The 9,600-nt window shown below is 66.4% G+C and carries 10 protein-coding genes; 6 read left to right on the forward strand and 4 right to left on the reverse strand.

Features of this window, described 5'->3' with window-relative positions; translation table 11 throughout:
* Positions 1-67: 67 nt before the first annotated feature.
* Positions 68-553, forward strand: a complete 486-nt coding sequence (locus B8115_RS02365) for a MarR family winged helix-turn-helix transcriptional regulator (protein WP_051004584.1) — start codon at positions 68-70, stop codon at positions 551-553.
* 19 nt (positions 554-572) lie between these two features.
* On the opposite strand, the gene B8115_RS02370 is transcribed toward B8115_RS02365, so the two are convergent.
* Both B8115_RS02370 and B8115_RS02375 read right to left on the reverse strand, forming a co-directional pair.
* Positions 573-1,412, reverse strand: coding sequence for an IclR family transcriptional regulator (locus B8115_RS02370; protein WP_010626141.1), 840 nt, complete (start codon positions 1,410-1,412; stop codon positions 573-575).
* A gap of 265 nt (positions 1,413-1,677) precedes the next feature.
* Complete coding sequence (locus B8115_RS02375) at positions 1,678-2,469, reverse strand: enoyl-CoA hydratase (protein ID WP_010626142.1); 792 nt, start codon at positions 2,467-2,469, stop codon at positions 1,678-1,680.
* Between the two features lie 119 nt (positions 2,470-2,588).
* Between B8115_RS02375 and B8115_RS02380 the strand changes: the two genes are divergently transcribed.
* Positions 2,589-3,830, forward strand: a complete 1,242-nt coding sequence (locus tag B8115_RS02380) for an amino acid deaminase (RefSeq protein ID WP_010626143.1) — start codon at positions 2,589-2,591, stop codon at positions 3,828-3,830.
* A gap of 6 nt (positions 3,831-3,836) precedes the next feature.
* Here B8115_RS02380 and B8115_RS02385 read toward each other — a convergent pair whose 3' ends face one another.
* Positions 3,837-4,736 (reverse strand): DMT family transporter, encoded by a 900-nt coding sequence (locus B8115_RS02385; RefSeq protein ID WP_010626144.1) that lies wholly within the window; start codon positions 4,734-4,736, stop codon positions 3,837-3,839.
* A gap of 193 nt (positions 4,737-4,929) precedes the next feature.
* Between B8115_RS02385 and B8115_RS02390 the strand changes: the two genes are divergently transcribed.
* Positions 4,930-5,283, forward strand: coding sequence for a hypothetical protein (locus B8115_RS02390; RefSeq protein ID WP_010626145.1), 354 nt, complete (start codon positions 4,930-4,932; stop codon positions 5,281-5,283).
* 50 nt (positions 5,284-5,333) lie between these two features.
* Here the strand turns inward: B8115_RS02390 and serA are convergent, their stop codons facing one another.
* On the reverse strand, positions 5,334-6,584 hold the full coding sequence (serA, locus tag B8115_RS02395; RefSeq protein ID WP_010626146.1) for a phosphoglycerate dehydrogenase: 1,251 nt from the start codon (positions 6,582-6,584) through the stop codon (positions 5,334-5,336).
* A gap of 266 nt (positions 6,585-6,850) precedes the next feature.
* Here serA and B8115_RS02400 point away from each other — a divergent pair, with 266 nt between their 5' ends.
* The 3 genes from B8115_RS02400 to dxs all read left to right on the forward strand — a co-directional run.
* Positions 6,851-7,144: an exodeoxyribonuclease VII small subunit gene (locus tag B8115_RS02400; protein ID WP_010626147.1), complete on the forward strand. Its 294-nt coding sequence runs from the start codon at positions 6,851-6,853 to the stop codon at positions 7,142-7,144.
* Complete coding sequence (gene ispA / locus B8115_RS02405) at positions 7,134-8,018, forward strand: (2E,6E)-farnesyl diphosphate synthase (RefSeq protein ID WP_010626148.1); 885 nt, start codon at positions 7,134-7,136, stop codon at positions 8,016-8,018. Before B8115_RS02400 ends, ispA begins: the two co-directional genes overlap by 11 nt.
* A 38-nt stretch (positions 8,019-8,056) precedes the next feature.
* The coding region (dxs, locus tag B8115_RS02410) for a 1-deoxy-D-xylulose-5-phosphate synthase (RefSeq protein ID WP_010626149.1) at positions 8,057-9,600 on the forward strand (1,544 nt) is incomplete at its 3' end.

The raw sequence follows: 9,600 nt of genomic DNA on the forward strand, positions 1-9,600 counted from the left end.
TCGCTGCCAAGTGCGGGTGAGGAGTCTCGAGATGAATACAGAAGAAGAACGCCAGGCCGGTCTCGCCATGGAGGGCGACGAGGACCTGGCCGGGCCGCCGACCAAGCAAGAGTTGGATCTCAACCAGTTCCTGCCCTACCGGCTCAACAGCCTGGCCGATCGCATCAGTCAGGCGCTGGCCGAACTCTACGAGGAGCGCTACCAGCTCAATATCGCCCAGTGGCGGATACTGGCCTGGCTCAGCCACTGTGACGAGCTGACGGCAAAGAAGATCTGCGCATACACCTACATGGACAAGGCCCGCGTGTCGCGGGCGATTCAAGGGCTGGAGGAGCGCGGGTTGATCAGCCGCACGCCGGCGCCCGAGGATCAACGTCAGCAGGACCTGCACCTTACCGCTGCCGGGCGGAAGCTTTTGACCAAGCTGATCCCCGAGGCCCAGGCCTGGGAGGCGGAGCTGGTCGCGACCCTCACCGCCGGTGAGTATCGCGACCTGCTCAACGTGATGCGCAAGCTCGAGCGGCAGCTGGAGCGGATCGGCGACAAGGGCTAGCCCGCTGGGCGGGCCGGTTTCACGCTTTCACCGCAGCTTCGGTGGGCACGCGCCCGCCCAGGCGGGCGGTGATTTCGGCGGCGGTTTCGCGCACCAGCTCACCCAGCTCCAGCAGCCGCGACTCGGGAATGCGAGCCACCGGGCCCGACACCGAGATCGCCGCCAGCGGCGTGCCGTGTTCGTCGTGCAGGCAGGCGGCCACGCAGTGCAGGCCGATGGCATGCTCCTCGCGGTCGCAGGCGAAGCCTTGGCGGCGTACTTCGGCCAGGTTGGCGCGCAGCGACTCCGGGGTATGCAGAGTATTCTCGGTGACTCGCGTCAGGCCACGTTCGGCCAGCACCCGCTCGAACTCGTCGTCAGGCAGCCAGGCCATCAGCGCCTTGCCGACCCCCGAAGCGTGCAGCGGCGCGCGGGAGCCGAGCCGGGTGATCATGCGCATCATCTGCGGCGACTCGCTCTGGGCCAGGAACACTGCCGTGGCGCCGTCGCGGATGCCCAGGTTGGCGGTTTCGCCGGTCTCGGCGGTGAGGCGGCGCAGGAAGGGGCGGCTGGCGGCGACGAAGTCGCGCGCTTCGAGAAAGCTGTTGCCGATGCGGAAGGTCTTGACGTCGACCTTCCACACGCCGAGTGCGGCGTCCTGGGTGATGAAGCCCTGCCCCTGCAGTGCCTGCAGCAGGCGGTGCGTGGTGGAGGGGGCCAGGTCGACCATCTCCGCCAGCTCCGAGAGCGCCAGGCCGCCCGGCGTGGCCGCCAGGCGCTCGAGCAGATTGAGGCCGCGCACCAGCGACTGACTATGACCGCTGGCGCTCTTGCCAGGGCCGGGCGGGCGCCCCGCCGTTCTGCGTTTGACTTCACTCACCTGCGTATATCCTCTGCGTTGATCTGGGCCGCAAGGCCTGCAACAGGATACCCGCTCGGTGCTAGCTTGTCTCGATTGCGGAAATGGCTTCCACTCTTCTTTTTTGCTCACATCCTCTTACAGGAAAGACCGGACAAATTGGCGAGCGAGATGAAGCACAAGGCGCACGGAGCACAGGAACCGGAGCATATGGGGTATATGTGAGGATTCCGAGCACCGCGCAACGCAGTGATTCGCTCGCGCAGACATTTGTTCAGTCTTTCCCTTAGCGATGGCGCCATTGGGGCGAGCGCTTCTCGATAAAGGCATCGATGCCCTCTGCCACGTCCTCGGCCATCATGTTGCAGGCCATGGTCTCGCCGGCCAGGGCGTAGGCTTCGCGTAGCGGCATCTGCAGCTGTCGCTGGAACAGCGCCTTGCCGGTGCGCAGGGCCACGGCGCTCTTGGCGCACAGACTGGCGGTGAGCTGGTCGAGCACCTCGTCCAGCGCCTCGTCGTCGGCCACGCGATTGATCAGCCCCCAGTCGAACGCCTGCTCGGCATCGATGAACTCGCCGGTGAACAGCATCTCTATGGCGCGCTTGCGACCGATGTTGCGCGAGAGCGCCACCGCGGGGGTCGAGCAGAACAGCCCGACGTTGATGCCCGACACCGCGAAACGCGCCGATCTGGCCGCTACGGCCAGATCGCAGCTGGCCACCAACTGGCAGCCGGCGGCGGTGGCCAGGCCCTGTACCCGGGCGATTACCGGTACCGGCAGCTCGACGATGCGCTGCATCACCTCGCCGCACTGGGCGAACAGCGCCTGGTAATAGGCCTTGTCGGGGGTGGCGCGCATCTCCTTGAGGTCGTGCCCGGCACAGAAGGCGCGCCCCTCGGCGGCGATGACCACGCAGCGCACCGAGTCATCATTGGCCAGACGCGAAAGCTCGCCGCCCAGGGCCTTGAGCAGAGCCTCGGACAGCGCATTGAACTGGTGCGGACGGTTCAGCGTCAGGGTGGCGACACCGCGGTGGTCGCGACGAATTACCGGGCGCTCGTCGACGGTAGTAGTCATTGTCGTATCCTGTAGCAACGTGCCCTGCACCAGACTAGCCTGACACGTGCACATTTCGATACCTCTGCGACCAAAGAGGGTGTGCCGCGCTTCCTGTGTCCACCCAGCGAGAGTGAAGCATGAACCACACGTTTTCCGACCTCGAGACCCAGCACAAGGGCATGCCGGAAGTCGGGACCAGCCTGCTGTCGGGCGTCAGCCTGCCCGCGGCGGTGATCCACGAGCCGGCGCTGGCCCACAACCTGGCCTGGATGCAGCGTTTTTGCGAAGACTTCGGCGCGCGGCTGGCCCCGCACGGCAAGACCACCATGTGCCCCGAGCTGTTTCAGCGTCAGCTTGCCGCCGGTGCCTGGGGCATCACCCTGGCTACCGCACCACAGTGTCGGGCGGCCTTCCGTCATGGTGTCAACCGTCTGCTGATGGCCAATCAGCTCGTCGGCGAAGCCAACATGGCTATCGTCGCCGAGCTCATCGAGGCGGGAGCCGACTTCTACTGCGTGGTCGACAGCGTCGCGAACGCCGACCAGCTGGCGCGCTACTTCACCGCCCGCGGCCTGCGCCTCCAGGTGTTGATCGAGTTGGGCGTGCCGGGGGGGCGCTGCGGCTGCCGCGATACCGACGAGGTGATGGCGCTCGCCGAGCGCATCGACAGCGAGCAGGCGCTGGTGCTCTGCGGGCTCGAAGGCTACGAGGGGGTGGTGCACGGCAACGACCCCGAGCGGGCCGTGCGCGCCTATGCCTGGCAACTGGTGGAGGCGGCCCAGGCGCTGGACAAGGACGCCCTGATCGAGTGCCCCCAGCCGCTGATCACCGCGTCCGGCTCGGCCTGGTATGACATGATCGCCGAGGTGTTCCGCGAGGCGCATCTTGGCAAGCAGTTCGTGCCGGTGCTGCGCCCCGGCTGCTACGTGGTGCACGACCACGGTATCTATCGTCAGGCCCAGCATGACATCCTCGGACGCCGGCCGGAGCTCGAGCGCGGGCTCAAGCCAGCGCTCGAAGTGTTCGCCCAGGTGCTGTCGCTGCCGGAGCCGGGGCTGGCCATCGTCGGCATGGGCAAGCGCGATATCGGTCACGACCAGTTGCCCGAACCGTTGCGCCGCTATCGTGAAGGCGACGAGCGACCGGGGCGCACGCTGTCGGTGGCGGGGTGGCGCGTGACCAAGCTGATGGATCAGCACGCCTTCGTGCAGCTGCCTCACGACGAAGATGAGCCCGAAGTGGGCAATGGCAGGGTGCGGGTGGGCGACATCGTCGCCTTCGGCGCGTCACATCCCTGTCTCACCTTCGACAAGTGGCGGCGGGTTTGCCGCGTTGATGAGCGGCTGGAAGTGGTCGAGGTGATGCAGACCTGCTTCTAGCCGCGCTCAGGTGGGCGTGGCCTCACGCTCGGCCTTCAGCCGGGCCAACCTGTCGCCGAACAGGTAGGCGCCGAGCGCCACCAGGATCAGCACCGCTCCCGCCAGCATGGAGGACGATGGCTGCTCCTGATTGAGCGTCATGCCCAGGCCCAGAGCCAGTACCGGGGTGATCAAGGTGACGAGCGCCACGCTGGCGGCCGAGAGCCGCGACAGGATCAGAAAGTAGCAGAGGAAGCCCAGCAGCGAGCCGAACAGCGCCAGATAGAGCACAGACCACAGGCCGCGTGTGCTGAGCGGTATCGCCATGGGCTCGCCGCTGACCAGCCACAGGATGAAGAAACACGGCAGGCTCAGGGCCAGGGCGCCCAGGGTCTGCTCCAGTGGACCGAGCCCGGCCGCCACCCGCTGTACGGCGATACCGCTGCCGCAGAACAGGGTCACGGCAAGGACCATCATCAGCAGGGCCGGCAGCTGATCGCTACCCAACACCAGGCTGTCGGCGAAGACCACGCCCAGCCCCGCCAGGCCGAGCGTACAGCCGAACCAGTGCCAGCGGCGCAGCTTCACGGCACCGGGCAGTAGCTGCAGGATCAGCCCCGAGATCAGCGGCGCCATGCCAAAAATCACCGACATCATGCCGGAGGGTAGCGTCATCGAGGCGTGATAGCTCAGGGCCATGGCCCCGAATACTCCGGGAACCGCTGCCGCGTAGCTTGTCATGGCGCGCCGGTCCCTGCGTAGTCCGCTGCGCAGGACCACCAGCACCAGCAACCCCGCCAGGAAGGCGATCGCCATGCGCAACAGCACGCTGCCTACGGGCGCCCCCGCCTCGGCGCTCCACTTGATGGCCAGTGGCGTGGTGGCCCACACCAGCACTACGATCAGGTAGGCGGCGCTAGTCGGCATGCACTTTTCCTTGTGAAGGCGGCAATATACGTTTTGAAAAGAAATGATTAGCACAGCAAGGGGCTGCGCGTCTAACCACAAGGGCTGCGCATCTAACCAAGTGTTCGACCTCGCATAACCTGGGTTAGGCATTCTAGCGGCGAGGTTCTGATATGTTCCAAACGGGGCGCGAACATCTGTCATTGGAGGATGAATGAGCGACGAACTGAGCGAGTTCGAGCGGAGCATCAAGCGCGAGATCGATGCCTTCATGAAGCCGGGTCATGCGCCGTCGCCGGTGCGCGACCTGTTGGGCGACAAGAAGGACGAGCAAAAGAGTCGTGCCAAGAAGGGCAAGCAGAAGCGTGCCGGGACGTCTGCCCAGTCCTACAAGACCGGACACCTGGTCCGGCTTGCAGTGAGAACACGCAAGCTGGAAGCCGATACCGTCTTCGAGCACCGCTCCACCAGCATTTCCAAGCTCGAAGCCCAGTTGGAAGCCGAGAAGGCGGCCAAGCAGGCCGGCTACCCGATCATCGGCTACGTCATCGACATTCAGAGTCTTTAACGCAGACCGCCGCGCGAGGCGCGGCGGTCTGGCTGCGGCGAGCCGCTTGCTCACTCCTCGAAGTTGGTCTCGGAGTAGAGCACCCGCACTCGCAGGGTGTGATTGACCTTGCGCAATGCCTCGAGCGCCTGCTCCCCGTAGGCCTTGTCCACGTCGATGACCACGTAGCCGACCTTGTCGTTGGTCTGCAGGTACTGCCCGGAAATGTTGATGCCGCTCTCGGAGAGCACCCGGTTGATCTCGGAGAGCACGCCCGGCACGTTGTCGTGGATGTGCAGCACGCGATGCTTGTCCGGGTGAGCCGGCAGCGCCACCTCGGGGAAGTTCACCGAGGTCACGGTGGTGCCGTTGTCGGAGTAGGTGATCAGCTTCTCGGAAACCTCGATGCCGATATTCTCCTGGGCTTCCAGCGTCGAGCCGCCGACGTGGGGCGTGAGGATCACGTTGGGGATGCCGCGCAGCGGGCTGACGAACTCCTCGTCGTTGCCCTTGGGCTCCACCGGGAAAACGTCGATGGCGGCACCGTAGAGGCGGCCGGCCTGGAGCGCCTCGGCCAGGTCCTCGATCACCACCACGCTGCCGCGGGAGGCGTTGATCAGGATGCCGCTGGGCTTCATCAGCGCCAGCTGGTCCTTGCCGATCATCCACTTGGTGGAAGGCAGCTCGGGTACGTGCAGGCTGACCACGTCGGCACGCGCCAGCAGCTCCTCGAGGCTGGCCACCTGGCTGGCGTTGCCCATGCCGAGCTTGGTCACCACGTCGTAGAAGATGACGTTGAGGCCGAGCGATTCGGCCAGCACCGAGAGCTGGGCGCCGATGTTGCCGTAGCCGACGATGCCCAGGGTCTTGCCGCGGGCCTCGTGGGAGTTCTTGGCGCTCTTCAACCAGCCGCCCTGATGGGCGCGCAGGTTTCTCTCGGGGATGCCGCGCAGCAGCATGATCGCCTCGGCCAGCACCAGCTCCGCCACCGAGCGGGTGTTGGAGTAGGGGGCGTTGAATACCGGGATGCCACGGATCAGGGCGGCATTGAGGTCGACCTGGTTGGTGCCGATGCAGAAGCAGCCCACGGCATTGAGCTTCTCGGCAGCGGCGAACACGCGCTCGGTGAGCTGAGTGCGTGAGCGAATGCCGAGGAAATGCGCGTCGCGCACCTTCTCTACCAGCGCCGCCTCGTCGAGCGAGGTGGGCAGATGCTCGATGTTGGTGTAACCGGCATTCAGAAAATTGTCCACCGCGCTCTGGTGGACGCCCTCGAGCAGCAGGATCTTGATCTTGCTCTTGTCCAGGGACGTTTTGGCCATGGTCGAATCAACCCCTTCGTGGTACGCCGCGTGCTGTGCTGGAAGACCGGAGGGTGCCGAAACGGCGTGGTGTCATCCGGTGTTCAGGCTGGGAACAGGGCGCTCATGTTAACACAACCGATACGCGTCAAGATGAAAATGCTGCGTCGCGAAGATGAGCGCGCTGCACGTGACTCGGCGCGGGCAGACGACCCCTGGGGCAGTGCGTATAGGGCTGTGCGTGTATACTGTGCCTCCTGAAAACAGCGGTGACCGATAGGGGTGTCATGGCCGAGCGTGACAAGCAAGCGACGGGCGAGACGGTGGTCGATGAAGGCGAGATCGATTTCGCCGCTGCCGTGGAGCGACTGGAGCAGTTGGTGGAACGGCTGGAGTCGGGCGAGCTGACGCTGGAGGGCTCGCTTGCCGCCTTCGAGCAGGGCGTACGCCTGACCCGCAATGCCCAGCGGCGTCTCGACGAGGCCGAGCTACGCGTACGCACCCTGGTCGAGGGGTCCGACGGCGGCATCGACTTCGAACCCTTCGCCGGCCCCAGCGCGGAGGACGACGGTGAACACTGACTCTCTCTCCGCCACTCTGGCGGTCGACCGCGCTCGGGTCGATGCCTTCCTGGCGCGCGCCTTCGAGCAGCGCCAGCCGCCGGCACCGCGTCTGGAAGACGCCATGCGCCACGCGCTGCTGGTGGGCGGCAAGCGCCTGCGCCCGCTGCTGGTGTACCTGGCCGGGCGCTCGCTCGGGGCCAGTGACGAGGCGCTCGATGCCCCGGCCGCTGCCGTCGAGCTGATCCATGCCTACTCGCTGGTGCATGACGACCTGCCGGCCATGGACGACGACGACCTGCGCCGGGGGCAGCCTACGGTGCACCGTGCCTTCGACGAGGCCACGGCGATACTCGCCGGCGATGCGCTGCAGAGCCTGGCCTTCGAAGTGCTCGCCCGCGCTGCGCATCCGCGCCTGCCGGCACTGATCCTCACGCTGGCCGCCGCCGCCGGTCGCGACGGCATGGTGGGCGGACAGGCATTGGACCTGGCAGCCATTGGCGGCCACCCTGACGTCGAGGCACTGGCCACCATGCATGCCCACAAGACCGGTGCGCTGATCTGCGCCGCGGTACGCATGGGAGCGTTGACGGCCGTACCCGAGCAGGATCCTCGTGTGGCGGCGTTGGATCGCTACGCCGAGGCGCTCGGTCTGGCCTTTCAAATACACGACGACGTTCTCGACGTCATCGGCGACACCCAGACCCTGGGCAAGGCGTCGGGTGCCGATGCCGCCCGCGACAAGCCGACCTATCCGGCCCTGCTGGGACTGGAAGGCGCTCGTCGTCGGGCCCAAGAGCTGACCGACGAAGCGCTGGCGGCGCTGACGCCGCTGGGCGAGGCGGGCGACCCGCTGGCCCAACTGGCCCGCTACATGATCGAGCGCGACCACTAGCCGCCATACGGCATGACAGCCAGGACGACCGAATCGCAATGAAGCTCTACGACGTAATACCTGTCGAGCGCCCGGTAACCCCGCTGCTCGATTCGCTGAACACCCCGGCGGCTCTGCGCGCCATGAGCAGCGCCCAACTGCTGCAGGTGGCCGACGAACTGCGCGCTTACCTGCTCTACAGCGTGGGCCGCAGTGGCGGTCACTTCGGCGCCGGCTTGGGGGTGGTGGAGCTCACCGTGGCGCTGCACCATGCCCTGGAGACGCCCCACGACCGCCTGGTGTGGGACGTCGGCCATCAGGCCTATCCGCACAAGATCCTCACCGGCCGGCGCGAGACCATGCCGACCATCCGGCAGTACGGCGGCCTGGCGGCGTTTCCGCGGCGCGCCGAATCGCCCTACGACACCTTCGGCGTAGGCCACTCCAGTACCTCGATCTCGGCGGCGCTGGGCATGGCCCTGGCCGCTGCCACCCGCGGCGACAAGCGTCGCGTCTGTGCGGTGATCGGCGACGGTGCGCTGACCGCCGGCATGGCCTTCGAGGCGCTGGCCCACGCCGGTCACCTCGATGCCAACCTGCTGGTGGTGCTCAACGACAACGAGATGTCGATCTCCGAGAACGTCGGCGGCATTGCCAGCTACCTGGCCGGCATTCTCTCCAGCAAGCCCTACCTCGCCATCCGCGAAGAGGGCAAGCGGGTGCTGTCGCACCTGCCGGGAGCGCTGGAGCTGGCGCGGCGCACCGAGGAGCACATGAAGGGCATGGTCAGCCCTGCCACGCTGTTCGAGGAGATGGGTTTCAACTACATCGGCCCCCTCGACGGCCACGACCTGCCCACCCTGATCCAGACCCTGCGCAACATCCGTGACCTGGACGGCCCGCAGTTCCTGCACGTGAAGACCCGCAAGGGACGTGGTTTCCTGCCCGCCGAGGCCGACCCCATCGGCTATCACGCCATCACGAAGTTGGAAAAGAACGAGCTGGAGAAGAATGGCGATGCGCCCAGCAGTGCGCCGGTGGTGCCCGCAAGAAAAAAACCCAAGTACTGCAATGTCTTCGGCGAGTGGCTGTGCGACATGGCGGCGGTGGACAAGCGCCTGATCGGCATCACCCCGGCGATGCGCGAGGGTTCCGATCTGATCCGCTTCTCGAAGGAGTATCCCGACCGTTACTACGACGTGGCCATCGCCGAACAGCATGCGGTGACGCTGGCCGCCGGCATGGCCTGTGAAGGGGCGAAGCCGGTGGTGGCGATCTACTCCACCTTCCTGCAGCGCGGCTACGATCAGCTGATCCACGACGTGGCGGTGCAGGAGCTCGACGTCACCTTCGCCATCGACCGCGCCGGCCTGGTGGGCGAAGACGGCCCCACCCACCACGGCAGCATGGATCTCTCCTACCTGCGCTGCGTGCCCGGCATGGTGATCCTGACGCCGGCCGACGAGGCCGAGTGCCGCGCCATGCTCAGCGCCGCCTACCATCACCCGGGACCCGCCGCGGTACGCTACCCCCGCGGCAGCGGGCCGGGCGTGGCGATACCCTCGAACCTCGAGCCGCTGGCGATCGGCAAGGCCGAGCTGCG

Source organism: Halomonas sp. KM-1, assembly GCF_000246875.1.
Lineage (GTDB): Bacteria > Pseudomonadota > Gammaproteobacteria > Pseudomonadales > Halomonadaceae > Halomonas > Halomonas aerodenitrificans.